The sequence below is a fragment of the Mycobacterium sp. SMC-11 genome (genome assembly GCF_046250095.1).
In the GTDB taxonomy this organism is placed as follows: Bacteria; Actinomycetota; Actinomycetes; order Mycobacteriales; family Mycobacteriaceae; genus Mycobacterium; species Mycobacterium heraklionense_A.
On record NZ_CP176430.1, the window covers coordinates 2,416,546 to 2,440,738 of the forward strand.

Annotated in this window: 23 protein-coding genes and 1 pseudogene; 9 read left to right on the forward strand and 15 right to left on the reverse strand. The window is 65.2% G+C overall.

Annotation, left to right across the window (positions count from 1 at the left end; all coding sequences use genetic code 11):
- Positions 1-341: 341 nt before the first annotated feature.
- A pseudogene (locus ACKY0X_RS11340) lies at positions 342-619 on the forward strand (transposase); the annotation flags it as partial.
- A 552-nt stretch (positions 620-1,171) separates the two neighbouring features.
- Here the strand turns inward: ACKY0X_RS11340 and ACKY0X_RS11345 are convergent.
- The gene (locus ACKY0X_RS11345) at positions 1,172-1,702 is read right to left on the reverse strand and encodes a hypothetical protein (RefSeq protein ID WP_409429459.1); all 531 of its coding nucleotides are present in this window, start codon (positions 1,700-1,702) and stop codon (positions 1,172-1,174) included.
- A 153-nt stretch (positions 1,703-1,855) separates the two neighbouring features.
- On the opposite strand from ACKY0X_RS11345, the gene ACKY0X_RS11350 reads away from it, so the two are divergent.
- A complete protein-coding gene (locus ACKY0X_RS11350) occupies positions 1,856-2,488 on the forward strand; it encodes a TetR/AcrR family transcriptional regulator (protein WP_409429591.1) in 633 nt (210 codons plus the stop codon).
- An 18-nt stretch (positions 2,489-2,506) separates the two neighbouring features.
- On the opposite strand, the gene ACKY0X_RS11355 is transcribed toward ACKY0X_RS11350, so the two are convergent.
- The gene (locus ACKY0X_RS11355; RefSeq protein WP_409429460.1) at positions 2,507-3,064 is read right to left on the reverse strand and encodes an NAD(P)H-dependent oxidoreductase; all 558 of its coding nucleotides are present in this window, start codon (positions 3,062-3,064) and stop codon (positions 2,507-2,509) included.
- Positions 3,065-3,346: 282 nt separating this feature from the next.
- On the opposite strand from ACKY0X_RS11355, the gene ACKY0X_RS11360 reads away from it, so the two are divergent.
- Entirely contained in the window at positions 3,347-4,264 is a 918-nt protein-coding gene (locus ACKY0X_RS11360; protein ID WP_409429461.1) for an NAD-dependent epimerase/dehydratase family protein, read from the forward strand.
- Here the strand turns inward: ACKY0X_RS11360 and ACKY0X_RS11365 are convergent.
- From ACKY0X_RS11365 to ACKY0X_RS11375, 3 genes are all read right to left on the reverse strand, one after another.
- Positions 4,245-4,385 carry a hypothetical protein gene (locus tag ACKY0X_RS11365; protein WP_409429462.1) on the reverse strand — a complete coding sequence of 47 codons (141 nt, stop codon included), beginning with the start codon at positions 4,383-4,385 and terminating at the stop codon, positions 4,245-4,247. The two genes, ACKY0X_RS11360 and ACKY0X_RS11365, sit on opposite strands and share 20 nt — an antisense overlap.
- Positions 4,386-4,634: 249 nt before the next feature.
- Positions 4,635-6,665: a serine/threonine-protein kinase gene (locus tag ACKY0X_RS11370; RefSeq protein ID WP_409429463.1), complete on the reverse strand. Its 2,031-nt coding sequence runs from the start codon at positions 6,663-6,665 to the stop codon at positions 4,635-4,637.
- Between the two features lie 81 nt (positions 6,666-6,746).
- A complete protein-coding gene (locus ACKY0X_RS11375) occupies positions 6,747-7,955 on the reverse strand; it encodes an oxygenase MpaB family protein (protein WP_409429464.1) in 1,209 nt (402 codons plus the stop codon).
- A gap of 56 nt (positions 7,956-8,011) precedes the next feature.
- On the opposite strand from ACKY0X_RS11375, the gene ACKY0X_RS11380 reads away from it, so the two are divergent.
- Complete coding sequence (locus ACKY0X_RS11380; RefSeq protein WP_409429465.1) at positions 8,012-8,641, forward strand: TetR/AcrR family transcriptional regulator; 630 nt, start codon at positions 8,012-8,014, stop codon at positions 8,639-8,641.
- 141 nt (positions 8,642-8,782) lie between these two features.
- Entirely contained in the window at positions 8,783-9,607 is an 825-nt protein-coding gene (locus ACKY0X_RS11385; protein ID WP_409429592.1) for an SDR family oxidoreductase, read from the forward strand.
- Here ACKY0X_RS11385 and ACKY0X_RS11390 read toward each other — a convergent pair.
- Both ACKY0X_RS11390 and ACKY0X_RS11395 read right to left on the reverse strand, forming a co-directional pair.
- Positions 9,532-10,392: an enoyl-CoA hydratase/isomerase family protein gene (locus ACKY0X_RS11390; RefSeq protein ID WP_409429593.1), complete on the reverse strand. Its 861-nt coding sequence runs from the start codon at positions 10,390-10,392 to the stop codon at positions 9,532-9,534. The genes ACKY0X_RS11385 and ACKY0X_RS11390 overlap by 76 nt on opposite strands.
- Positions 10,389-11,024, reverse strand: a complete 636-nt coding sequence (locus ACKY0X_RS11395) for a hypothetical protein (protein ID WP_409429466.1) — start codon at positions 11,022-11,024, stop codon at positions 10,389-10,391. Before ACKY0X_RS11395 ends, ACKY0X_RS11390 begins: the two co-directional genes overlap by 4 nt.
- Before the next feature lie 199 nt (positions 11,025-11,223).
- Here ACKY0X_RS11395 and ACKY0X_RS11400 point away from each other — a divergent pair, with 199 nt between their 5' ends.
- The 3 genes from ACKY0X_RS11400 to ACKY0X_RS11410 all read left to right on the forward strand — a co-directional run bounded on the left by ACKY0X_RS11400 (position 11,224) and on the right by ACKY0X_RS11410 (position 15,583).
- Entirely contained in the window at positions 11,224-11,556 is a 333-nt protein-coding gene (locus ACKY0X_RS11400) for a DUF732 domain-containing protein (protein WP_046283159.1), read from the forward strand.
- Between the two features lie 83 nt (positions 11,557-11,639).
- Positions 11,640-14,438: an aconitate hydratase gene (locus ACKY0X_RS11405; protein WP_409429467.1), complete on the forward strand. Its 2,799-nt coding sequence runs from the start codon at positions 11,640-11,642 to the stop codon at positions 14,436-14,438.
- Positions 14,438-15,583: a tellurite resistance/C4-dicarboxylate transporter family protein gene (locus ACKY0X_RS11410; protein ID WP_409429468.1), complete on the forward strand. Its 1,146-nt coding sequence runs from the start codon at positions 14,438-14,440 to the stop codon at positions 15,581-15,583. Before ACKY0X_RS11405 ends, ACKY0X_RS11410 begins: the two co-directional genes overlap by 1 nt.
- On the opposite strand, the gene ACKY0X_RS11415 is transcribed toward ACKY0X_RS11410, so the two are convergent.
- The 7 genes from ACKY0X_RS11415 to ACKY0X_RS11445 form a co-directional block, all read right to left on the reverse strand.
- Positions 15,521-16,585: an ABC transporter ATP-binding protein gene (locus ACKY0X_RS11415; RefSeq protein ID WP_409426133.1), complete on the reverse strand. Its 1,065-nt coding sequence runs from the start codon at positions 16,583-16,585 to the stop codon at positions 15,521-15,523. The two genes, ACKY0X_RS11410 and ACKY0X_RS11415, sit on opposite strands and share 63 nt — an antisense overlap.
- Before the next feature lie 13 nt (positions 16,586-16,598).
- Positions 16,599-17,438, reverse strand: a complete 840-nt coding sequence (locus ACKY0X_RS11420) for a carbohydrate ABC transporter permease (protein WP_409426134.1) — start codon at positions 17,436-17,438, stop codon at positions 16,599-16,601.
- The gene (locus ACKY0X_RS11425; RefSeq protein ID WP_409426135.1) at positions 17,435-18,319 is read right to left on the reverse strand and encodes a carbohydrate ABC transporter permease; all 885 of its coding nucleotides are present in this window, start codon (positions 18,317-18,319) and stop codon (positions 17,435-17,437) included. The genes ACKY0X_RS11420 and ACKY0X_RS11425 overlap by 4 nt, the downstream gene beginning before the upstream one ends.
- Positions 18,316-19,569: an ABC transporter substrate-binding protein gene (locus ACKY0X_RS11430; RefSeq protein WP_409429594.1), complete on the reverse strand. Its 1,254-nt coding sequence runs from the start codon at positions 19,567-19,569 to the stop codon at positions 18,316-18,318. The genes ACKY0X_RS11425 and ACKY0X_RS11430 overlap by 4 nt, the downstream gene beginning before the upstream one ends.
- A 98-nt stretch (positions 19,570-19,667) precedes the next feature.
- Positions 19,668-21,581 (reverse strand): YhgE/Pip family protein, encoded by a 1,914-nt coding sequence (locus ACKY0X_RS11435; RefSeq protein ID WP_409426136.1) that lies wholly within the window; start codon positions 21,579-21,581, stop codon positions 19,668-19,670.
- Between the two features lie 2 nt (positions 21,582-21,583).
- Positions 21,584-22,345, reverse strand: coding sequence for an ATP-binding cassette domain-containing protein (locus ACKY0X_RS11440; RefSeq protein ID WP_409426137.1), 762 nt, complete (start codon positions 22,343-22,345; stop codon positions 21,584-21,586).
- 85 nt (positions 22,346-22,430) lie between these two features.
- Complete coding sequence (locus ACKY0X_RS11445) at positions 22,431-23,318, reverse strand: sigma-70 family RNA polymerase sigma factor (protein ID WP_409426138.1); 888 nt, start codon at positions 23,316-23,318, stop codon at positions 22,431-22,433.
- Positions 23,319-23,390: 72 nt separating this feature from the next.
- Between ACKY0X_RS11445 and ACKY0X_RS11450 the strand changes: the two genes are divergently transcribed.
- Positions 23,391-23,744: a DoxX family protein gene (locus ACKY0X_RS11450; RefSeq protein ID WP_409426139.1), complete on the forward strand. Its 354-nt coding sequence runs from the start codon at positions 23,391-23,393 to the stop codon at positions 23,742-23,744.
- A gap of 1 nt (position 23,745) precedes the next feature.
- Here the strand turns inward: ACKY0X_RS11450 and ACKY0X_RS11455 are convergent, their stop codons facing one another.
- Positions 23,746-24,189 carry a molybdopterin-binding protein gene (locus ACKY0X_RS11455; RefSeq protein WP_046284027.1) on the reverse strand — a complete coding sequence of 148 codons (444 nt, stop codon included), beginning with the start codon at positions 24,187-24,189 and terminating at the stop codon, positions 23,746-23,748.
- Positions 24,190-24,193 lie beyond the last annotated feature (4 nt).

Sequence of the window (24,193 nt, forward strand, 5' to 3'; positions counted from 1 at the left end):
CTACGGTCGTCGCCGCAAAATGCCACCGCCACCACCGATAACGCCCGATTATGTCGGCTAACCGCGACAAATACAGCTGGTGCGCAGCGGCGACCGCGCGGCGGCGGCGCCAGGCACGCAGAAATCATGTACATCGGCGGTATCGACGAGATCCTCTACGGAACCTGCATCGGTTCATCGTGGTCTGGCGAGGCTTAGCGTCCGTTCCAGCGCCCGTCCCCTAGGCGAGGGGCTGCTGCATGAATAGGCACCAGCGCATCATCGCTGCTTGCGCCGACCCCAACCACCGCCGCGGCAAGGCCGCGATAACCAAGGTTATCGAGTCTATCCGAAACGGGCTACCGGGCGGCCTTGATGAGTTGCCCAACTCGGCCGAACGCTCTGGCGCCGGCGCCACGAAGTGTTGGCCTACTTCGACCACCGCGGTTCCAACGGACCCACCGAAGCCATCAACGGCCGGCTCGAAGCCCTACTCCGCGACATCCTCGGATTTCGAAACCTGACCCACTATCGACTCCGATCCCCTGATCCACTTCGGCAACCTCACGAATCGATGCACTCTAAAACCGGAAGAGCCAAATTTGTGCATTGGCCGGCGGCCCGTGGGGTCCCTGGCTGACCCGCGGGCCACCGTGAAGACTTCCTCGGGGCAACCGCGCTGCGGATCGTGTGGTCGTCGTGGAGGGACTCGCGCGAGATCGAGCACCTGCCAGCCTAACCCGCCTGAAATGCCGCGACCCTGGCTGCTGCGTCTCGTATGCGTTTCGATACGTGCGTCGACTGCATCGTTCGTGCGATATCCAACACTCGGCAGGAATCATCTCCATTTTCAAAACCGCGTGCAGCGTGTTCAACGGCACCGCGATGCCATCGTCATTAAGCAAAGGAACCAACCTCGAGGTTGCCAAATCCTTGATTTCCGCCGCTTGACTCGAAATGACGATAAGCGCGTGAAGTACCTTAGACCGTACAGCTGGGTTCGGGTCAAGGCTCAACTGGATCGCCAAGCTCTGCAGCCAACCCTCGCAGCATGAGTCGGCGAAAGAGCTGATACTTTTCGCTGCTTCCTCGATAGCTTGTGGAATGCCGATCGCCAGACATCACAGTGACGAAATGATTGGGTATGCCCGGAGCGCCCCATCGGCGCGAAATCACTTCTCGGAGTGGCGAATCAGGGCTGAGGCGGCTCGGAGCTACCAAGGGTGCGCATCGTCCGCGCCAGCCGCCGGTGACGATGGGCGAAGAAGTGCCCGAGGATGGTGCGCACCAGTGTGCTCGATCCAGGGATGAGTCCTAACAGCGTCCGTGGAGCTACGGTGATCTCGTCCGTGACAATGGTTGTCTCGCCGGCGGTACCGTTCGTCGGCTCCAAGGTGCGGTGATGCACCCAAATACGCATTCCGGTCATTCGGGATTCTTCTCGGAACATCCGACCCGGCTCGATCCCGGCGATGGTGATGTCGTCGAAACCGACCGGGATGACCCCGAAAAGCAATAGGCAGCTGCGACCGATCCGGGTGCCGGGTGTCACGTCGGCTATGGAATTGCCACGGAAGCTGCGCGGCATGGTCATCTTGAGATACGGACCCATCTCGTCGTTGATCCCGTCCTGCGAGGTGATCCGCCGCCACACCGCGTCAGTCGGGCAGTCGATCACGCTGGCTGTGCGGATTACCTGTTCATCGGTACGAGCCGATCTCATGTCGTTCCTTCGTTGGCTTTGATTGGCGCGCTTGATCTGGGTTACGCAGGGCTGTTGTGGGACGCCGAGCAACCCCTCGCCGTTGTTAGGATCACCTCAATACTGAGGCGAATTCCTTGGTTTGACTACTCGCATTTCGGCAGGAGTCCAGCAATCGCTCCACCAGACCGGTATCGCCCCCGTAAGCAGCCGAAACAGGACCGTGCCAAGGAGACTCGGCAACGCGTACTCGATGCTGCCGCTCAAGTTTTCTCCGAGCGCGGGTATTCGACGAGCACGACCAACCGCATCGCTGAATCTGCGCAGCTGTCCATCGGTTCGCTGTATCAGTACTTCCCGAACAAGGATGCGATCCTGCGCGCCCTGATGGACCAGCACGTCGAGGCGGGTATGGAACTGCTGGCTCGGCGCACCGCCGACGGCCTGCCCGACCGTCTTGAGGACACGCTCCGTGTCTTCGTCCGCTCGGCCATCGACAACCATCGCGAAGACCCGGGGCTGCATCGAGTGCTCTTCGAGGAGGCGCCGCGATCCCCCGAGTTCCTCGAGCACCTGCACCATCTCGAACGCATGGCGGTCGCATCCACCGCACAGCTACTCGCTGCGTACCCAGAGGTGAGCGTCAGCGACCCCACGACCGCCGCACAGGTCGTCGTCGCCACCATCGAAGCGCTGGTCCACCGACTTATCGCGACACCCACCCCGGTTGCCGCCGACGTAGCGGAAGACGCGATCGTCACGATGCTCTGCAGCTATCTCGCCGGGGGCCACCAGGTGATTTCCTAGACGGACGTCGGCCCGAAATCAGCTCTGCAAGTGGCGAATCAGCTGCGACCAGACTCCGCGCAGCGATTCGACTACTTCGTCTGACTCCTGCGGATGTAGCCCGTTGAAGTTCTTGGCCGGGATCGACAGTTCGATGTCGTCGGGTACCTTTGCGCCGGCAATCGCGAGCGTCTTTCGTGCGTCCGCGTGCGCCCAGGCCGCGCCGTAGCGGCCCAGCGCGGTGCCGATCACTGCCGCGGGCTTGCCCACCAATGCAGCCTCGCCGTAGGGGCGTGAGAGCCAATCGAACGCGTTCTTCAGGACTCCGGGCAAACCGCCGTTGTATTCGGGAGTGACCACCAACAGGGCGTCGGAGTTGGCCGCCGCTGCGCGAAGAGCTTCGACAGCTTCGTCGCCTAATGCCACGTCGAGGTCTTCGTTGTAATGCGGCAGCTCGCCTAGACGATCGAACAGAATCGGCTCGATCTGAGCGGGCGCAACGTTGATGGCCGTCGCGGCCAGCTGGCGATTAAGCGAACCGGATCGCAAGCTGCCCAGGAGAACGAGAACCCGGGCGCTGGGTGAAGTCTGGCTCATGGTTGCAACACATCTCCGCGCTAGCGATGGAGTACCGCGGGTTGGCGGCTTGGTGCGATCGTAGTTGGCAATGCGGCGAAGGCCGCGCGGCAGGTATCACTACCCTCTCCTCTCCCGGCGCCGCCGGATCAATACGTCACCGTGACGAAACGGCATGCAGGCCCTGTTCAATCCGGATGTCGTGAAAACAGTTATGGCAAACGAAAATTGACACGCACAAGCCGCGCTACATCGGCTCAGGCAACATGTAGAGATCGGCGAACTTCCCAGGAGGTGCGAGCAGTGCGAGTGTTCATCACGGGCGGCACCGGCGCGATCGGCGGCCATACCATCCCCGCTTTGATCGCCGCTGGGCACGAAGTGACAGCGATGGTGCGCGATGACGCGAAAGCATCGGTCGTGACCGGCCAGGGTGCCACGCCTATTCAGGTGTCGTTGTTCGATCGCGATGCGCTCAGCAAGGCGTTTCGTGGCCACGATGCGGTGGTGAACATGGCTTCGGCACTTCCGCCTCCGCAGCGGTTCGTCTTGAAATCCGCCTGGGAGCAGTGCCATCGCATCCGTACCGAGGGGTCGGCGGCGGTCGTCGCTGCAGCGCACGCCGCAGGGGTTTCGCGAGTGGTGCAAGAGTCGGTGGCGATGCTCTATCGCGATGGAGCTGATCGCTGGCTTGATGAGGATTGCCCTGTCGACCACTACCCCATCTCGACAGGCAACCATGCTGCCGAGGCCAGCGCGCGGCGATTTGCCGAAACCGGCGGCGATGCAGTCATTTTGCGATTCGGCTTGTTCTACGGGCCAGGAGCGGCGCATAGCGAACAGATCATGGATATAGCCCGGCGCCACGTGGCGTTCCAGGCCGGCCGCCGCGACTCCTACATGTCGTCGATCTACCTCACCGACGCCGCCAGCGCAGTTGTTGCCGCATTGACCTGTGCCGCCGGCACCTACAACGTCGTCGACGACGAGCCGGTCACCAAGTCGCAGAACACCCAGGCGCTAGCCGATTCCGCTGGTGTCAGGCCATGGATCACCGGGCCGGGTCAGTTGGCACTGCTGCTCGGCGATCGCACTACGTCGATGACCAGATCGCTGCGTGTCAGCAACAAACGCTTTCGCGAGGCCACGGGATGGGCGCCTCGCTATCGAAGTGTCCGAGAAGGCTATCTGGCCATGGCGGTCATAGCCGGGGGTAGATGACCGTCATGGCCGAGTGCTGCAGCGCTACCGCGGCGGTGGCGGCGTTACCGGCTGGCACGCATTGACTGCCGGATTCCACCAGTTGCCCGGACCGCAATTCGGCGGTGCGGTGGGCTGGCATGCATTGGCTCCCGGATTCCACCAGTTGCCCGGACCGCAGTCAGGCGGCTGAGCCGAGGCCACTGCGGGCTCTATCGTTGTCACATACGCCACAGGCGCTAACGCCACGGCCGCGGCGAATGCCACGCGAAGAACGAACATAGTGAGACCTCCTTCGGAAATGCCTAGACCCCCACTGTGGGTGTCGATCTAGTAGCACTACCCCCTCGGGCGGCCTCGCAATCACGAGCAGGAGATAGCAATTCGAGAGTCAGCCGAACAGCGCCGGATCCGCGACCATGACGGTCGCCGGGACCTCTCCTTTGCGCACCGCCGTAACAGGGACCTCGAACCATGACCCCTTACCGCCGCATTCGTTCGAATTGATCGTGTATTTGTATGTCCCACTGAGGGTGCCATCGGGTAGCGGTTTCAGCGTCAGCGATCTTTCCGTGGTGTGCTCGCGGGTGTTGTCGGATTCGCATGGGACACGCAGCGGTGGCTCAGTCTCCTTCCATTGGCCATCGATCAGTCGCAGAACACCGGCGGGCCCGGCGGCTTCAGTGGGGTTCGTACTGTCGAGCACGGCGGCGGTGGCTACGCATCCGGAGGCTATGCATCGTGATCGGTACGCCCGCCACTCGTGGATCCCCTCGTCGCCGTGGCTGAAAGTCCCATCCGAACGGGTCTGGCCGATATCGAGAGTCAGCTCGTACATACCAGCCAAGACCGAGCCCGGGACCGTTTCAGGAACAGGTGGCAGTTCGTCGGTTATCGGATCCGGAATGGTGATGCCAGACGGATTGTCGCCGAATCGCTCTGCGGTGAACGGGGTTTGGTACACGATGGCTTGCCGTCCACATTCTCCGGTAATGGCTGTCATGGTTAGGGTGCCCTGGAACGACCCGTCAGGCTGCGGTCGCAGCTGCCAAGCCGTTACGGTCGTGTCTTGCCCCTTCTCCAGCGTGCCGTTCTCGCCGATCGAACACGTGTCCAGATCTTGGCGTTCCCGCCTCGGGAACTCGTTCCAGTTGCCATCGACAAACTGAAACCGCAAAGTAAGGGCTTTCTCTTGCAGTCGACTGTGGTCCTCGGAATCCAATTGCATGCCAATGGCGAAACAGGTGGATTGGTTGCAGCCAGTCCGCATGGCCCACCACCGCACGGAATCGTCATCCGGCCGTGGACTCGGAGCGCCCATGAAAGTTGATTGTGCGGAATGGTATTGGATGCGAAATGTTCCGTCGAGTGGCGCCGTCGCGGCCATCGGGTGAACTTCCTCGACGTGGGTGGCCGGGTGGCTTCGGATAAAAGTCCCCATGGCGACCACAGTGGCGATCAGGACGGTCGCGACGGACAAGATTGCGACGCTGCGTCTCTGGACGCGTGGCCGACGCTTCTCCTGGGTTTGAATTGCGGCAGGGGTAGCTGCGACGTGGCGTTGCACGGTCGCTCTACTAGCATCATTTTCGGCCTGCAGTAGTGCCGACGCGAACTCCGCGCAGGTGGCGAACCGATCTGCCGGGGCCTTGGACAGTGCTTTCCCGAGTACCTCGTCAAGCGCAGCCAACTCCGGACGTAAGGCGCTCACCTTCGGCGGTGTCGCGGTGAGGTGCTGCCCGATCACGGCTGCCGGGTTTGAGTTGCTAAACGGCGCTGAGCCGGTAAGCAGGTGATATGTGGTCGCCGCCAACGCGTACTGGTCAGCCCGCCCGTCGAGGCTTTGCCCCATCAGCTGTTCTGGTGCAGCGTAGGCAACAGTCCCGACCGTCAGATTCGTTGCCGTGAGTCCAGCAGAGTCGACCATCTCCCGGGCTATCCCGAAGTCAGACAGGGCGATACGAGGCGGGCCGGCTGACGCGGATTCGATCAAGATGTTTCCCGGCTTGACATCGCGGTGCAGCAGACCGCGTTGGTGCGCGTAGTCCAAGGCATGGGCGATCGCCGAGACAATGGTTGTCACCTCGGTTACTGGCATGCCAGCTGGGTGCTTGGTACGCATCAATTGGCTTGCGTCGCAGCCGTCGACGTAGTCCATCGCGATCCACAGTCGGCCGTCGAACTCGCCGCGATCGTGAACACCGACGATGTGCGGGTGCCACAGACCTGCGGCAAGATCTGCTTCGCGAACGAACCGACCCCGAAACTCGTGATTGCCGGTAAAAGCTTCGGGCAAGATTTTCAGGGCGTCACGCCGGGGTAAGCGTGGATGTTCGGCGAGATATACCTCGCCCATCCCGCCTGCGCCAATACTTCTGATGATCGTGTAACCAGCGAATTCTGTACCGGCCAGCAGCGCCATGTCCGCAGCGTAGCGGGTCGCCGGCCATGAACTCCGCAACGACTTCGAATGGGTTACCGTCGACGACGTTCCGCCGACCGCCTACGCCGAGCGCACCGCCGCGGGATGGCCGCCATTGTCGGGCGCGGCATCGACCAGGTCGTGGTGTACCCCGTAGCGCTGCCGTTGTTCGGCCATCAGCCGCGGATAGTTGGCCAAGGCGCGCCGGGTCCGCAGTTCGTTGACCCCGGGAATGCGCGCCAGCACCTCGTTGATCCCGCCGACGGTCGGGCCGAGCACCCGTGGCAGGTACTTGAAGGCCGTGTCCGCCACGCCAAGTTGGCTGGCATTGGCATCGCCGAGAAATGCCCGGGTCATGCCGTTGATGATGTTCACGCCCACCCGGTGCTTCCACGATCCCCTGAACGGCAGCAGCTCGGCGATCTCGCGCGCCAGGTAGTCGTGCGTCAAGGCGCGGACGAAGTCACGATCTCCGTCGTCGGGTTCCACCGCGGTCAGCGCATACAGCTCGGCGATGCGGATCTGATCGGCTTCGGTGGCCGGATTCAGTTCAGCTGCAACACCGTTGAGTAGACCAACGTAACGCCAGAAGTGGTAGATGTCGTCGAGTTCGTCTTGGGTATAGCGGACCCCCAGTTGGTGCATGGCCGCCAGTGCGATCCGACCGAACTCGACAATGGTGAACGCCATGTAGCTCTGCGGAATGGGAGCGCCCCACGCTTCGCTGTCCCAGTCGCTCTCGGATAGCAGATGACGCCGGACGAACGCATGAATCATGCGGACTCGCAACGTGGTGGCCAGACCGGCGCCGTCGCGCCGCAGCCCGCCGGGCGTCAGGATCTCTTCCAGCCACGCGCCGACCTCGATCGACCGCACGGCCGCCTGGCTGGTGTAGCGGCCGGTCAACACCAACGGCATCCCGGCCGCGGCATTCATGGCGCCGGCAGTCAACGAGGCCGCACCCAACACGATGCCGTAGGACGCGGTGTGACGCACGATATGCCCCGCAGCGCGGTCCAGACGGTCGTGGTCGAGCCAGTCGGGCTGGTGGTCGATCTCGTCGAACAATGCCCGCAGCGACTCCGGTGGCGACTCGACAGAGTCGATGCCGTGCTGGACCGCGGCCCGAAACATGGCCATCCCTGCCCCGCGAGGCAGCGTGGCGAAATCGGCGACCACGGCATCGGCCAGCGGGTCGGCAATCCGTGTCCCGGCGATCCAGTCGCGGCCGGCCTGGCCGTATCGCGCAACGGCTAGGTCGGCATTGGGGACATTGGACGCGTTTGCCATACAGCTATGGGAACATGAGAATGCCTCACTTACTACTCACTTTCGTTCGGGGTGCTATGCCCGCGCAGCCACGGTCGCGGCCACAGCAGCAGCGAGCCCGCGAGATGCGCAGCCGCCTGCTCGACACCGCCCGCCAGTTGATCGCGCGACGCGGTGTGGAAACGCTGACCACGCAGAGCATCGCCGACACCGCGCATGTCAGTATCGGCACTGTCTATCGGTATTTTCCGGATCGCGCCGCGATCATCGCCGAGTTGGTGGATGCCGCGACCCGCGACATCTCATTCCAGCTGGTCCGTACCGTCGGCCAGGCCATCGACCTCGAGGTCGACGAGGCGGCATTGCTGGTGGTCGACACGCTGACGACGGTCTATGAGCAGCACGCCCCGATTCTGCTGGCGGCGCTCACATCCTCATCTTTCGATCTGCCGCCCTATCTCAACCACACCGCGATGGACGAGATCGAGCGCAGCCTGCTGCCGTTGGGCAGCGTGATCCCGAGCCGGTCCCGCCCCGACCTGTCACCCGCGGAGTTGGACGATCTGGTGTTCGTGACCATGGGCGTGACTTCGAGCGCCTGCCTGCGAATCGCCTTGCAGCGGCCCGCGACCGCCGATCGCGAGGCGATGGTCCGGCTGACGGCGACCATGTTGGCCGCCGCACTCAAGGCCCCGGGCTCTCCCTGACGAACTTTACAATTCTGCGCTAAACTGTCACGCTTGCGGCCGGACGTGGGGCGGGCGAAACCAATCGGAAGGTCCGCTGCTCCCCGCGCATCGACGACGAGGGGTGAGCAGGTGGCAGACACCGAATTCTCCGGCCGCACCATGGTGGTGTCCGGCGCAAGCCGCGGTATCGGGCTGGCCATCGGACTAGGTGCGGCACGACTGGGCGCTAACGTGGTGCTGTTGGCCAAGACCGCCGAGCCGCATCCGCGCCTGCCCGGCACCGTGCACACCGCGGCCGCCGAGATCGAGGAAGCCGGCGGCAAGGCTCTGGCGGTCGTGGGCGACGTGCGCAGCGAGGAGGACGTGCACCGCGCCGTCGACGCCGCGGTGGACAGATTCGGCGGCATCGACATCTGTGTCAACAATGCCAGCTCCATCGCGACCGAGTCGTCAGAGCAGTTGTCGGCCAAGAAGTTTGATCTCATGCAGGACATCAATGTGCGCGGGACGTTCCTGCTGACAAAGGCGTGCCTGCCGCACCTGCGCAAGTCCGCGGTGCCGCACGTGCTGACGATCGCTCCCCCGATCAACATGAACCCGTACTGGTTGGGCGTGCACCCGTCCTACACGCTGTCCAAATACGGAATGACGTTGCTGACGCTGGGCTGGGCCGCTGAATACGCCGACGCCGGAATCGCGTGCAACTGCCTGTGGCCGGAGACATACATCGCGACCTCTGCGGTGGCCAACTCCCCCGACGGCGGCGAGTTACTCGAGAAGGCACGCAGCCCCCAGATCATGGCCGATGCCACCGTGGAGATCCTGCGCCGCCCGGCCGCCGAGGCCAGCGGCCAGTGCTACATCGACGCCGACGTGTTGACGGAGGCCGGCGTGACCGACTTCTCCAGCTACGGGGGCGGACCAGAGCCGCTGATGGACTTCTTCGTCGACCGGCCGCTGGGCGCTGGGGTCTCCGGGCGCTGAGGCGTTGTGCTCCAGCGGGGTGCGCGTCGTTGCAGATACGCCTCGACACCTTCGCGTGCGTCGGGGCTCCCCATCACCTGGTGATGGAGTTGGGTTTCCAGCTCAGCGACCTGCCGCGGGCCATAGCCGTTGATCACGGTGTCCCACAGCAACCGCTTGCTCAGCGCCGCCGACCTGGGGGCCACATTGACGGCAATGTCCCGGGCGATCGAGAGCGCATGGTCGAGGACGTCCCCGGCCGGCAGGCAGCGGCTGGCGATGCCCATCTGGGCGGCCTCATGCCCGTCGAACGTGCGCCCGGTCAGCAGCACGTCGGCGGCCACGGCGGTGCCCGCCAGTCGGGGCAGCGTCCAATGCGCCATGCAATCCGGAACGACGCCTCGGCGGACCTGCGGCACGGCGTATTTCGCGTCCGCGGCCACGATCCGGATATCGGTTTGCAAGGCGATGGTCAGCCCGATCCCGATGGCGTGACCATTGACCGCGGCGATTACGGGAGTGTTCAACTCGAATGCCGCCGGGCTTATCGGCGAGGCGGTGAACGCGCCGGAGTCCTCGGGTGCCTCGAACGGACTTGTCGGCGACGACAGGTCGGCTCCGGCACAAAAGGCGTCGCCGGCGCCGGTCAGAACGATCGCACGAACCGCGTCGTCAGCGTCGCAGTCACGGTAGGCCTGGCTCAGCAGCCGCCCCATGGTCGCGGTGTAGGCGTTACGGGCCTGTGGCCGATTCAGCGTGAGCAGCGCGACGCCGTCCGCGATGCTGACCGTCAGGTCGGTCGTCAGCGCAGGTAAACCTCGCTGCCGCTGGGATACCCGCCGCCGGTGGTGGTGACGTGGACGTGGTCGTAGTGGCCGTAGCCGCCGCGCTGGGCACCGCCGCCGGGCGTGTAGTAGACACCGCGCCAGATGGCGTCCTGCAGGCCGAATCGGCCGGCGTTCTCCATCACGTAGGCCACGATCGAATCGCCGAGCGCGATGCCCTCGGCGCTGCTCGGGTTGGGGACCATCACATCGAGCGCCAAGCCGTTGGGGTGCCAGCGCAGCGCGTCGGCCCGTACGCCACCGATCTGCATGATCTGAGGAAAGGCGTCGCTGATGCTGCGGGCGGCCTGGATCGTGCGCACCTGCAGGCCACGTTCGGGCGCGACTCCCGCGGGCAGGAACCGCGGCACGGTGCGCGTTCGTGACGCCACTGCAAACCGCGCGGGTGGTCCCGTTTCCGGGGACGCTGCCGGTGCGGCTACCAGCTGCAAACCGCCTGGTGAATTGTCTTCAGCAACCACCGCAATGGATTCTTTCGGCACGGCAGGATTGGCGCTACCTCCCACAGCAAAGAACAATGCAGCTGGTGCGAGGACTGCCGCCATCAATACCGATGATCGTTTGCGCTGGCTGGCTAACTCGTGTCGGCCCACGGGGAGACACAATACGAGAAATTTGGCTAATAGTCACAAATTTATAAACCTCATAAATTCCTTATTGTCTTGCTCGTCACACTGAATGGGGGACGGGCGCCACATTGAGTGCGATTCGCGCAGGTGAGCGCGGCCTCACGCCGGCCTCCCCCGGCTGCAAAGGAAGATCACCTAAGCAGATGGGTCTACACTGCATCTCATGAAATCGATGACCCTCGCCGCAGCGGTCTTGGGCTTGGCCGTGACCCTGGCAGCACCCGCTCACGCCGACCCCGACACCGATTTCGCCCGAGAACTGCACACCTATGGCATCTACGGCCCGCGGGACTACAACGCCTGGCTCGGCAAGATCGTCTGCGAGCGGTTGGACAAGGGTGTCGACGGTGACGCGGCCAAGTCGGTCCGCTTCATCACCCCCAACCTGCAGAAGGGCACCAACCAGGCGCAGGCCTGGCAGTTCCTCGGCGCCTCGGTCAACACCTACTGCCCGGACAAGCGGCCGGTGCTGGAGCGCGCGGCCCAGCAAGGCTGATTGAGGGCCTTCTCCCCCTGGTCCCTTCGGTAAAGCGGACCTAGGGTCGGTGATAACCGATCCGACCGGTGGGAGGGCCCGCAATGGCCGCAGACAATAACCTCGACAGCTTCGGAACCCGGGGCGAGCTGAGCGTCGACGACACCACGTATCAAATTCGACGGCTCGATCGCGTCGATGGCTCGGCGCGACTTCCCTACAGTCTCAAGGTTCTGCTGGAAAACCTGCTGCGCAACGAAGACGGCCGGCTGGTGACCGCCGAGCAGGTCGACGCGATGGCGGCCTGGGACCCGAGCGCCGCGCACGGCAGGGAGATCGCCTACACGCCGGCGCGGGTGTTGATGCAGGACTTCACCGGCGTGCCGTGTGTGGTCGACCTGGTCGCGATGCGCGACGCGATCTCCGAGCTGGGTGGCAAGACCACGCGCATCAACCCGCTGTGCCCCACCGAGCTGGTGATCGACCACTCGGTGATCGCCGACGTCTTCGGCCGCACCGACGCGTTCGCGGTCAACGCCGAGCTGGAGTTCGAGCGCAATGCCGAGCGCTATCAGCTGCTGCGCTGGGGCCAGCAGGCCTTCGACGACTTCTCGGTGGTTCCGCCCGACACCGGCATCTGCCACCAGGTGAACCTGGAGTACCTGGCGCGGGTGGTGTTCACCCGCGACAGCGCTGACGGGCCGCTGGCCTACCCCGACACCCTCGTCGGCACCGACTCGCACACCCCGATGGTCAATGGGCTTGGAGTGCTGGGCTGGGGCGTCGGCGGGATCGAAGCCGAAGCGGCCATGCTCGGTCAACCGATGAGCATGCTGATCCCACCGGTGGTCGGCCTGAAACTGACCGGTGAATTGCAGCCTGGCACCACCGCCACCGACCTGGTGCTCACCGTCGCCGAGCTGCTACGCGCCACCGGGGTGGTCGGCAAGTTCGTCGAATTCTTCGGCCCAGGCGTGGCCAATGTCCCGCTGGCGAACCGGGCCACGATCGGCAACATGAGCCCGGAGTACGGGGCCACCTGCGCCATCTTCCCGATCGACCACGTCACCTGCGACTATCTGCGCCTGACCGGCCGTTCCGAGCACCAGATCAAGCTGGTGGAGGCGTATGCCAAAGAGCAGGGCATGTGGCACGACCCGGATCGCGAACCGGTCTATTCACAAACACTGGAATTGGATCTGAGCAGTGTTGAGCCGTCGATCGCCGGCCCAAAACGGCCGCAGGACCGCATCCCGCTGCGGTTGGCCCCGCACACCGTTGCCGCGCTGCTCGACGGCGCCGAAACCACCGCCCAGGCCCTGTCGGACCTGGACAAGGCGTCGGCGGATTCGTTCCCGGCCAGCGACCCGATCGCGTTCGGCGAATCCCAACCGGAAGGCAAACCCCGGGAACAGTGGGCCGGCGGCGACAAGCTGCCTTGGCGGACCGATGCCAAGCCGATCGAACTCGCCGACGGCACCCGCACCGAGATCGACAACGGTGATGTCGTTATCGCCGCAATCACCTCGTGCACCAACACCTCCAACCCCTCGGTGATGGTCGGCGCGGCCCTGCTGGCCCGCAACGCCGTCGACAAGGGTCTGTCGCGCAAGCCGTGGGTGAAGACCACCCTGGCGCCCGGGTCGCGGGTGGTCACCGACTACTACGAGCGGGCGGGCCTGACGCCCTACCTGGACAAGTTGGGCTTCAACCTGGTCGGTTACGGGTGCACCACGTGCATCGGCAATTCAGGACCGCTGATCCCAGAGGTGAGCAAAGCCGTCGTCGACAACGATCTGACCGTGTGCTCGGTGCTGTCGGGCAACCGCAACTTCGAGGGCCGCATTCACCCCGAGGTCCGGATGAACTTTCTGGCGTCCCCGCCGCTGGTGGTCGCCTACGCACTGGCCGGCACACTGCGCGTCAACCTGCTCACCGATCCGCTGGGCACCGGCAGCGACGGCGAACCGGTGTACCTGCGCGACATCTGGCCCACCACCGACGAGATCGCCGCCGTGGTTGACGACAACCTGCAGGCCGAGATGTTCACCAACAGCTACGCCGACGTCTTCACCGGCGACGACCGCTGGCGTTCCCTGGAGGTCCCCGACACCGACACCTTCTCCTGGGCACCGGATTCCACCTACGTGCGCCAGCCGCCGTACTTCGACGGCATGACCCGCGACCCGGCGCCACTCACCGACATCACCGGAGCCCGGGTGCTGGCCAAGCTCGGCGACTCGGTCACCACCGACCACATCAGCCCGGCCGGATCCATCCGATACGACTCGCCCGCCGGAAAGTACCTGTCCGAGCACGGAATTGAACGCAAGGACTTCAACTCCTACGGCTCGCGGCGCGGCAACCACGAAGTGATGATCCGCGGCACCTTCGCCAACGTACGATTGCGCAACCAATTGGCTCCCGACACCGAGGGCGGCTTCACTCGCGACTTCACCCAGCCGGACGGTCCGGTAAGCACCATCTACGACGCGTCGGTGAACTACCTTGCCGCCGGCACTCCCCTGGTGATCCTGGCCGGTAAGGAATACGGATCCGGCTCCTCGCGCGACTGGGCCGCCAAGGGCACCGTGCTACTCGGTGTGCGGGCGGTGCTGGCGGTGTCCTACGAGCGCATCCACCGGTCCAACCTGATCGGGATGGGCGTGCTTCCGCTGCAGTTTCCCGACGGCGCCGACGCGGACTCGCTGGGCCTGACCGGTGAAGAGACCTTCGACATCACCGGGGTGACCGCGCTGAGCGACAGCATCCCCGACACCGTGCATGTACAGGCCGGCGACATCGAATTCGATGCGACGGTGCGCATCGACACACCCGGCGAGGCCGACTATTACCGGCACGGCGGCATCATGCAATACGTGCTGCGCCAATTGCTCGACTGATGGGCACCCGAGCGGGGGCAGCGGTGCCGGCGACCGGGACCCGTGAGGCGATCCGCACGCTCAACCCGGGCTACTTCGCGCTGGTGATGGCCAGCGGTATGGTGTCGACCGCGATGTATCACCAGAAATCCCACTGGGTTTCGGTGCTGCTGCTGTGGGTGACGGTGGCCTCCTACGTGGTGTTGATCGTGGTATCGACCGTGCGCGTCGTCGCCTACCGGCGCGAATTCTTGGCCGATCTCTACGATTCCGGACGCGCCTTCGGTCTGTTCACATTCGTTTCGGCCACCAATGTGCTGGGAGCGCGGCTGGTCATCGACGGGCACAGCACTGTCGCGGTGGGGCTGCTGGTGGTCAGCACGGTGACCTGGTTGGTGCTGGGTTATCTGATTCCGTGGACCGCGGTGCTGGGGACCTCGGAGCGGCCGGTGGTGCGCCGGGCCAACGGCACCTGGTTCATCTGGGTGGTGGCCAGCCAGTCCATAGCGGTGTTGGCCGCGGTGCTCGAGGTGGAGGTATCCGAGCCGTGGCGCCAAAGCCTGGCGCTGCTTGCGGTGGTTTCCTGGTCAGTCGGGGTGTTCCTCTACGGTGCCGCCGGAATCTTTGTTGCGCTGCGCCTGCTGCTCTACCCGCTGCTTCCCGAAGACCTCGTCCCGCAGTACTGGGTTGCGATGGGCGCCACCGCGATCACCGTGCTGGCCGGTGCCCACATCGTCGAGATGGCCGAAGCGCCGATGGTGCACGCCACCCGCGGTCTGATCGCCGGCACGTCGGTGGTGTTCTGGTCGTTCGGCACCTGGCTGATTCCGCCGATGATCGCCGCCGGGGTGTGGCGCCATGTGGTGCATCGTGTTCCACTGCGCTACGAAGCGCCCTGGTGGAGTGTGATCTTCCCGCTGGGCATGTACGGGGTCGGCAGTCACTACCTGGGACAGGCCGACCAGCTGCCGATCGTCTACTACATCGGATCGGTCGAGAGCTGGATCGCGCTGGCCGCCTGGACCGTCGCATTCGTCCTGATGCTGCACCATCTGGCGGTCACGCTCGGGCCCGGGCGAAACGTCAGGCTGACGCGTGGTCGCTCACCCGAGCCGGGCGCCGTCGGCGCCGAAGAAGTGCAGATCGGTCGCGTCGAAGCCCAGTGACAGCCGGGCGCCGCGGCGTACCTCGGTGTTGCCGGGAACCCGGGCGACCACTGATTGCGAGGTCTGCGGGTCAACCGTCGTGCCATACAGGTACGTGTCGGCACCCAGTTCCTCGACGAAGTCCACCTCGATACCGATCCCACGATCGGCGATCTGCAGGTGTTCGGGTCGAATACCGACGACCAGTTGCGTTGCTGCTGAAGATACTTCGCTCGGTACGTCGATGTGATGGCCGCCCAGCGAGACCGCGCCGTCGACGGTGGTGACGGTGAACAGGTTCATCGCCGGAGACCCGATGAATCCGGCGACGAACACGTTGGCCGGCGTGCGGTAGAGCTCGCGGGGCGGGGCGCACTGCTGCAGCACCCCGTCGCGCAAGACCGCGACGCGATCCCCCATCGTCATGGCCTCAACCTGGTCGTGGGTGACATAGACGGTGGTGATCCCCAGTCGCCGCTGCAGTTCGGCGATCTGATTACGGGTCTGTACCCGCAGCATGGCATCCAGGTTCGACAGCGGCTCGTCCATCAAGAAAACCTGCGGACGGCGCACGATCGCGCGGCCCATCGCGACGCGCTGGCGTTCGCCGCCGGAGAGGTCCTTGGGCTTGCGCGCCAAGAGCTCGGCCAGCCCCAGCAGCTGGGCGGCTTCGGCTACCCGCGTGCGGATCTCGGCCTTCGGGGTCTTGGCCACCTTGAGGGCGAAGCCCATGTTCTGCGCCACGGTCATGTGCGGATACAGGGCATAGTTCTGGAACACCATGGCGATGTCGCGATGGCCGGGATCGGTGGCGGTGACATCGGTATCCCCGATGTATATCTGACCGGCGTCAACGGGTTCCAGGCCGGCCAGCATCCGCAGCGTCGTCGTCTTGCCGCAACCCGAGGGCCCGACCAGCACCATGAACTCACCGTCTTCGACCGCAAGGTTCAGCGCGTCGAGGGCGGGGCGATCGGTACCCGGATAGTGCCGGGTCACCGAGTCGAAGGTCACTGAGGCCACTGCGCTCTCCTGCCTACCGTCCACCGAAGCCCGTGGCCGCGATCCCGCTGACGAAGGCCCGCTGGGCGATCGTGTAGATGATCACCAGCGGGGCCAACATCAGCATGGAGGCGGCCATCAGCACCGGCCATTCGGCGACGTACTCCCCCTGCATCCACACCAACCCGAGGGTCAGGGTGGCGATGCCCTTGCGCTGGATCATCAGCAGCGGCCACAGAAAGTCATTCCAGACGTTGATCCAGGTCAACACCGCCAGCACCATCACCGCAGGTTTGGCGTGCGGCAACAGGATCCGCCAATAGATCGCCCACGGTGAGCAGCCGTCCAAGATCGCGGCCTCCTCCAGATCGATAGGCAGGGTGGCAAAGAACTGTCGCATCAGATAGGTGCCGAACGCGCTGCCGAACAGGCCGGGGATGATCATCGCCCACATGGTGTCGGTCCACCCGAACACCCGCATCAAGATGAACTGCGGAATCACCGTGACCGTCAACGGCACCATCAGCGTGGCCAGATACAGCACGAACAGCGTGTCACGGCCGGTGAACGGCAGCCGGGCGAAGGCATAGCCGGCCAGCGAACAGAAGAACACCTGCCCGGCGGTTACGCAGCCGGCGTAGAGAATGGTGTTGAACAGCATCCGCCAGAACGGCATTCGGGCGAACACTTCGACGTAGTTGGACCACTGCGGATGGGCCGGCAACAGTATCGGCTGGCTGATCTCGGCCTGGCGCTTCAGCGAGCCCGAGAGCGCCCACAGGATCGGAAACAACGCGCAGGCGGTGACGGCGCCCAATCCCGCGTAGACGCCCAGCAGCCCGGCGATGCGGTGCCGTGTCGGTGGGCCGGTCACTGGTCCACCGCGTTCCTGCGCGACAGGCGCAGTTGGAGGACGGTCAGAACCAGTAGCACCGCGAACATCACCCAGGCCAGCGCGGACGCATAACCGAAGTCCAAGAAGGCGAAGGCCTGCTGGAACAACATGATGGCCAAGACGTAGGTGCCGGTTTCGGGTCCGCCGCTGCTGCCGGTGAGCACGTACACCAGATCGAATGCCTGGAATGCGTTGATCACCGAGATCACCACCACGAACCACACGGCGCCGCGGATCATCGGCACCGTGATTGAGACGAAGCGGCGCACCTCGCCGGCGCCGTCGATGCGGGCTGCCTCGTGCAGGGAGTCGGGCACGCCCTGCATTGCCGCCAGCAGGATCACCGTCGCAAACGGCACGCTCTTCCAGACGCTGACCAGACACAACGAGGCCATCGCCCAGTGCGGTTCGGTGAGCCACGGCACCGGTGCGATACCGAACCAGCCGAGCATGATGTTGAGCAGGCCGCTGTCGGTGTTGAACACGAACTGCCACACCACCGCGATCACCACCGAGGACACCGCCAACGGCAGAAAGGCGATCGCTCGAAACAGGCCGATCCCCTTGATCTTCCGGTTCAGCAGTCCCGCCACCGCCAGACTGATCAACACCGTCGGGATCACCGTGCCCAGGGTGAACACCGTCGTGTTGCGGACCGCGATGCCGAACAACGGGTCACCGGTGAACAGGTCGCGATAGTTGGTGGCGCCGACGAACGTCGGCGGGGTGAACAGATCCCACCGCTGGAAGCTCATATAGAGCGAAAAGGCCAGTGGGAACGCCATGAACACAGCGACCGCCGCCAGGTTCGGGGCGATGAACCAGCGTCCTGCGCGCGCTCGTCTGCGGGTGGGATTCATGCGCTGGCCAACACTTCGTCGATCTGCGGCGTCAGCTCACGTTTCAGCGTTGCCGCGGGCCGCTTGCCGCGCAGTACCGGCCCGATGGCGCGGTCCATCAGGGCATGGACCTTCTGCCAGTCCGGGGAGATCGGTAGTCCTTCGGAATGCGCTGGGCCGCCGGTCAGCACCGCGAGGTTGCGGATCCCGGTGTGGGCGGCGGTGAATCCGGCTGTGCCGATTGCCGAGCGCAGCACCGGTACGAACAGCCCGGACTCGCCGATCAGCGACTGTCCCACCGGCCCCGCCGCGAATTTGAGGAATTCCCAGGCCTGTTCCTGGTGGCGGCTGTCGGCGGCGATGGCCAGTCCGGTGCTGCCGATGGCGGATTGAGCCGCCATGCCCCTGGCGCCGGCAGCCGGTCCGGTCGGCAACACCGCCACATCGAACTCCAGCTCCTCGGCTTGGACGAAGGTCTGGTAGCGCCAGTGCCCACCGAGTGCCATCGCCGCGTTGCCGGACGTGAACAGGCCCATCGTCGAGATCGACTGGGTGTCCGCGGCGGCGGGCGCCACGCGATGCACGTTGGACAGATCCGCGTAGAACTGGATCCCGGCGAGAAAGTCGTCGTCGTCGAAGTTCAGGTGGGTCGGGTTGACGCGCGGCACCGCCCACGGCACCCCGTTGTTCATGCCGAACAGCGCCGCGGAGTACGGCGGCGACCAGGTGTCGACGAAGCCCCACTGGGTGACTCGGCCGTTGTCGGACCGTCGGGTGAGTGCGGCCGCGGTGGCCAGGAACTCGTCGAACGTCCAAGGCGTATTCCAGCGGCCCGGCGGTGGCGGCACCCCGGCGTCGGCGAAGATCCTGGTGTTATAGAACAGGAACGCACCCGACCACTGCTCCGGGAACGCGTACTGGCCGCCGTTGAAGCCGAACGTCTCGTAGAGAGCGGGAATGCTGTCGGCGTGCAACGCCGCCGCGAACTGCCGATCCCGATCCAGCAGAGTGTTCAAGTCCAACAGCACGCCGCGGTCGGCAAGTCCGGCGTAGTTGAACTCCCACGCCATCAGCACATCCGGGCACTTGCCGCCGGCGCAGAACGTCGACATCTGCTGGGTCGGGTCGCCGCCGGCCAGAATCGTGCGAACCCGAATGTCGGGGTGTTCGCGCTGGAACGCGTTGACGATCCGCATCCGGGCGTCGGCTTCTTCGGGATTGGCCGCGAAGAAGAAGGTCAGTGCGTCGTCGTCGCTGGCGCAGGCCGACATCGCCGGCAACAGTGCGGCGGCCCCGATCGCTCCGGCGCCGCGCAGCACGCTGCGGCGGGTAAGCGATCGTGCACCGGAGGCCAGCACCCGCGAAACCGTCAGACTTCGATCGGCGGGTAGAGGCGTTCGAGGGTGAACTGACGATCTCGGCGCGCAGCTAGGGAGCTGGCAACAAGTGACACCACCAGGATCCCGGCCAACACGGCCACCGACGTCCAGAGCCGCTCGTCGATACCGCCGACGGTCAGCTGGCGTAACCCGTTGACCGCATACGTCATCGGGTCATAGGGGTGCAATATCTGGAACGGTTTCGCCGTCGTCTCCACCGGATACACGCCGCCGGACGACACCAGCTGGAACATCAGGAAGGCCAGGGTGAACACCCGGCCCACGGCAACACCGAGCACGGCGTTGAACGCCTGGATCATCGCCAGGAACGACGCGGCGATCAACGCCAGGAAGGCGACCATGCCCGCGGCGTGGCGGGCCTGCAGCCCCACCCCGAAGTGCACCACCGTGTACATCAGCAAGACCTGGCACACCCCCAGCAGCAGGGCCGGCCAGTACGAGGCGAGCACCACCCGCAGCGCGCCAAGGCCGTTGACGATGGCGCGAGTCTGCAGCGGAGTCAACAACATCCACACGATCAGCGAGCCGATGAACAGTGCCAGCGGCAAAAAGAACGGGGCGAACCCGGTGCCGAAGGTGGCGGCCTGATGAGTGAAGTCCATGTCCACCCCGACCGGGCTGGCCAGGATTGCCGAGACGTCGACACGTTGCTGGTCGGTGATGGTCGATGCGCGCTGGTCGGCCTCGCCCAGTCCCGACGCCAGCTGGGCGGCGCCGTCCTTGAGCTGATTGCTGCCGTCGGCCAGTTGGACCAGGCCGTCGCTGAGCTGATTCGCCCCGGCTACCAGCGCGGTGGCGCCGTCGCGCAGCGCCACCACATCTGAGCGGAGACCGCCGTCGAGGGCGTGGGTCATGAAGGTGCGCAGCCCGCTGTTGGGATTGGCCAGATCGTTCTCCAACTGTTGGGTGTTGGCGCGCAGATTGGCCAGGCCCTCATCGGTGGCCGGGTCCAGTCCCTCGACATCGAGCAGCCGCTGGGCGCCGGCGAGGGTGTCACCGAGCCCGCGTACCGCCGGGTCGGGGTTGCCGCGCAGGGCGTCTACCACCTGGTTCACGATCCCCGCGGCCTGTTGGTAGTTGACGTTGAGCGACGCGATCCGGTCACTGACCGTCTTGAGGTTGCCGCTGAGGCTCGCGGCGGCCGCGCCGGCGGCGTTGGGGTCGAAGCCCATGTTGGCGAGGTCATCGGTCACCTTGAGCAGCGGATCGGTCGCCTGTTGGACACCATGGTTCAACTGACGGATTCCGTCGGCAAGCGCCGCCGAGCCATCCCGGGCCGTGCCCATGTTGTCGGCCAACGTTTTTGAGCCGTCCGAGAGCTGGCCGGCTCCCTCCGCCGCCTTCTTGACCTCGTCGGTCACCTGGGTCAGTGCGGTGCCGATCACCTGTTGGCCGACCTTGGAGCTCACTTCGTTGAGCACTTCGCGGGCGGCGTTCTGCCCCATGACCGAGGCGAGGTAGTTGTTGGCGTCGTTGAACCGGAACTGGATCTGCGCCTTTTGCGGATGCGGGCCCGCCGGGGAGACCACCGCCGTGCTGAAGTCGGAAGGAAGGGTGATCGAGAAGTAATAGGTTCCGTCGGAAACACCTTTGACGGCTTCGCTTTCCGACACCTGATGCAGGTCAAGCTGGCCGGATTCGACCAATGCTCGGGTCACCTCATCGCCGGCGTGCAACTGCTCGCCGGCTACCACGGCGCCGGTGTCCTCGTTGACCAGGGCGACCGGGATCTTGTCGATGGCGGCGAATGGATTCCAGAACGCCCACAGGTACATCGCGCCATACAGCAGCGGCAGCACGATGATGGTGATCAGGGCCAGACGCGGCATGGTGCCACGTGAATAGCGTTTGAGGTCGGTTCCCAGCGACATTCCGGCGAGCATGGTCAGCGATTCCCCTTCTCGTGTCGGCCGGGAACGAGCTCGGCGCGCTCCAGACGGTCGACGGTGATCTGCCCGGCCAGCCCGAACCCGTCGGGAATCGGATTGGCCGATGAGGTGATCACGGTCTGCTTCTCCCCCAGCGCGACCAGGCGGGTAAGCAGGATGGCGCGATCGCGGCTGTTTTTGATCTCATCGATGCTGCCGACCACCAGCAGCGGTGGACGTGCGGTGTTGGCCAGCGCGATTCGCAACAAGAGCCCGGTCATTTCGTCGAGATGCTCGACGTAGTCGTGCAGTTGGGGTACCGGTAGGTCACCGAAGACCGGGCCGCAGATCGCGTCGCGTTCCGCGTCGCCGGCACGGCGGACCAACTGATACCAGGGTGCATCCCAGCGGAGCTGTTCGGTGATCAGGTCTGCGACCGTCACCGACTCGAAAATCGCGTCGAGTTGTTCGATCCCTGCCAGCGCTGCGACATCGAAGATGTCGCGGGCTTTGTTGCGCCCGAGCACCGTGAGCGTGCCCGACGACGGCTTCATCCGGCCGGCCAGGTTCATCATCAGGGCGGTGCGACCCGACCCCGGAGGACCGACCAGCACGGTGGTACCGCCGGCCGGGATGTCCAGATCGAGAGGTCCGAAGACGCGTCCCCACGGCCCGGTCATGGTGATGCCGCGGGCCGTCACCGCGGGCGGTGACGGCGCAGGCGCCGTACTCTCCCCCGCCGCCGCGGTCTGCCCTGCGGCCGTCGTTTCGTCTGGCATGGACGCCCCCTCACACATCGGTTCGCGTGACCCATCAAAGCAGAACCCGCCGCCAGGGGCGGCTGTCACGTGTTCTTGCAGCTGATCAGGCCCCCGGGAGTTGCAGTGTCGCGCCGCGCAACCGTTCGGCATCGCCCGCGATGTCAATAGTGTGGATGCGCCCATCGTCGCCGATTCCGATGCGCAACAGCGCCAGCAGGCGCCCTGCGGGCGCGATCGCGATGCCCGGCGCGCCGTCGATGAGCAGTACGGCACCGGCGCGTGCCCGCCGGGTGAAGTGCCGGGTCTCGGTGGCGACATCGCGGGCGCCGCACATCTCGGTGGGCACGCCGGCTGGTATCAACACGGGGTCGACGCGGCGCACCACGTCGGGCGCCAACAACTCCAGCAGGGTGGGGATGTCGCCGCCGCGCGAGGCGGCCAGGAACGCGCTGACGATCTCGAGATGCTCGGCGCGGCGACGCGGCTGCTCGGCGGGCGCGGCATGCAGACGGGCCCGAGCACGGCTGGCCAACTTCTTGGCCGCGTCCGGCGAGCGGTCCAGTACCTCGCCGATCTGCTCGAACGGCACATCGAACACGTCGTGCAGCACGAAGGCGACGCGCTGCGCCGGAGATAACCGGTCCAGCACCACCAGCAGGGCCCGGCTGACCGCTTCGGAGCGCAGCACCTGTTCGTCGGCGGCCGGTGCGGCCAAGGCTGGGGAGCTGTCCAACTCGGGCATCTCCGACAGCGATTGCTCGACGCGACGTGAGCGTGCCCGCAACTGGTCTATGGCGGTGCGTGCGGTGATGGTGGTGAGCCAGCCGGGCAGATTGTCCACCACGGCGAAATCGGCGCTGCTGGCCTTCAACCACGCTGATTGGACAGCATCGTCGGCGTCAGCAGTTGAGCCGAGCAGATGAAACGCCACCGAATGCAGATGTCGGCGGTTGTCTTCGAACCGTTGGGCCAAAACGTCGGTGTTGCCCATGGGTCACCTTTCCCGTTCGGGAGTCGTCACAGGGATAGAGCCACATCCACCGACGACAGGAAGAGCAACACCATGAGCGTACAGATGATTCATCTGGTAACCGTCGTGGTGACCGCGGTCGCCACCGTAGCCATCGCCGTGCCCGATTTCATTCCCGCACAGTTCGTCTTGGCAAACTCCGCGCGGGTGGGAGTGCCGCGGTCCTGGTTGCCGCTGTTGGGCGGGCTGAAACTTGCTGGCGGTGCCGGCCTGCTCGTCGGCCTGGCAGGCGTCCCGGAGCTCGGCATCGCCGCCGCGGCCGGCCTGGTCGCGTACTTCATCGGGGCGGTTGTGACCCACGTGCGAGCCGGGGTGTTTTCCAACATCGGATTCCCGGCCGCCTATCTGCTGTTGTCGGCGGCGTCGCTGGCGATCCTGCTGGCCTGAGCTATCCGAATTCGGCGGCCGGGTCGGTGTGGCTGGCCGCACCGGCCCGCCGTGGCAGTTCGACGACGACGTTGGTGGCCTTGACCGAGGCGACCACCAGGCTGCCGGGCTGCAGCTGCAGCTCGTCGGCGGCCTCCCTGCTGACCAGTGAGACCAACCGGAACGGGCCGGCCTGAACCTCGACCTGTGCCATCACCGTGTCGCGGGTGACCTTGGTGACCAGCCCGACCATCCGGTTGCGTGCCGACTGGCCCACCACCGGATTACGTGACACCGGTTCGACGGCAGCGCGCTCCTGGGCGAACCGTGCCAGCTCGGCGCCGTCGACCATGCGAGGGCCACTGCCCGCGGTCAGCGACAGGCGACCGGAGTCGATCCACCGGCGGACGGTGTCGTCGCTGACCCCGAGGAGCTCGGCGACTTCGGCAATTCGAAAGCTCGGCACGTTG

What these genes read in the sequence shown, in the direction of transcription:
- ACKY0X_RS11345 (WP_409429459.1), bottom strand. Translation starts at nt 1,702, where the DNA reads ATGAGATCGGCTCGTACCGATGAACAGGTAATCCGCACAGCCAGCGTG.
- ACKY0X_RS11355 (WP_409429460.1), bottom strand. Translation starts at nt 3,064, where the DNA reads ATGAGCCAGACTTCACCCAGCGCCCGGGTTCTCGTTCTCCTGGGCAGC.
- ACKY0X_RS11365 (WP_409429462.1), bottom strand. Translation starts at nt 4,385, where the DNA reads ATGCCAGCCCACCGCACCGCCGAATTGCGGTCCGGGCAACTGGTGGAA.
- ACKY0X_RS11370 (WP_409429463.1), bottom strand. Translation starts at nt 6,665, where the DNA reads ATGGCGCTGCTGGCCGGTACAGAATTCGCTGGTTACACGATCATCAGA.
- ACKY0X_RS11375 (WP_409429464.1), bottom strand. Translation starts at nt 7,955, where the DNA reads ATGGCAAACGCGTCCAATGTCCCCAATGCCGACCTAGCCGTTGCGCGA.
- ACKY0X_RS11380 (WP_409429465.1), top strand. Translation starts at nt 8,012, where the DNA reads ATGCCCGCGCAGCCACGGTCGCGGCCACAGCAGCAGCGAGCCCGCGAG.
- ACKY0X_RS11385 (WP_409429592.1), top strand. Translation starts at nt 8,783, where the DNA reads ATGGTGGTGTCCGGCGCAAGCCGCGGTATCGGGCTGGCCATCGGACTA.
- ACKY0X_RS11400 (WP_046283159.1), top strand. Translation starts at nt 11,224, where the DNA reads ATGAAATCGATGACCCTCGCCGCAGCGGTCTTGGGCTTGGCCGTGACC.
- ACKY0X_RS11405 (WP_409429467.1), top strand. Translation starts at nt 11,640, where the DNA reads ATGGCCGCAGACAATAACCTCGACAGCTTCGGAACCCGGGGCGAGCTG.
- ACKY0X_RS11410 (WP_409429468.1), top strand. Translation starts at nt 14,438, where the DNA reads ATGGGCACCCGAGCGGGGGCAGCGGTGCCGGCGACCGGGACCCGTGAG.
- ACKY0X_RS11425 (WP_409426135.1), bottom strand. Translation starts at nt 18,319, where the DNA reads ATGAATCCCACCCGCAGACGAGCGCGCGCAGGACGCTGGTTCATCGCC.
- ACKY0X_RS11430 (WP_409429594.1), bottom strand. Translation starts at nt 19,569, where the DNA reads ATGTCGGCCTGCGCCAGCGACGACGACGCACTGACCTTCTTCTTCGCG.
- ACKY0X_RS11435 (WP_409426136.1), bottom strand. Translation starts at nt 21,581, where the DNA reads ATGCTCGCCGGAATGTCGCTGGGAACCGACCTCAAACGCTATTCACGT.
- ACKY0X_RS11440 (WP_409426137.1), bottom strand. Translation starts at nt 22,345, where the DNA reads ATGCCAGACGAAACGACGGCCGCAGGGCAGACCGCGGCGGCGGGGGAG.
- ACKY0X_RS11445 (WP_409426138.1), bottom strand. Translation starts at nt 23,318, where the DNA reads ATGGGCAACACCGACGTTTTGGCCCAACGGTTCGAAGACAACCGCCGA.
- ACKY0X_RS11450 (WP_409426139.1), top strand. Translation starts at nt 23,391, where the DNA reads ATGAGCGTACAGATGATTCATCTGGTAACCGTCGTGGTGACCGCGGTC.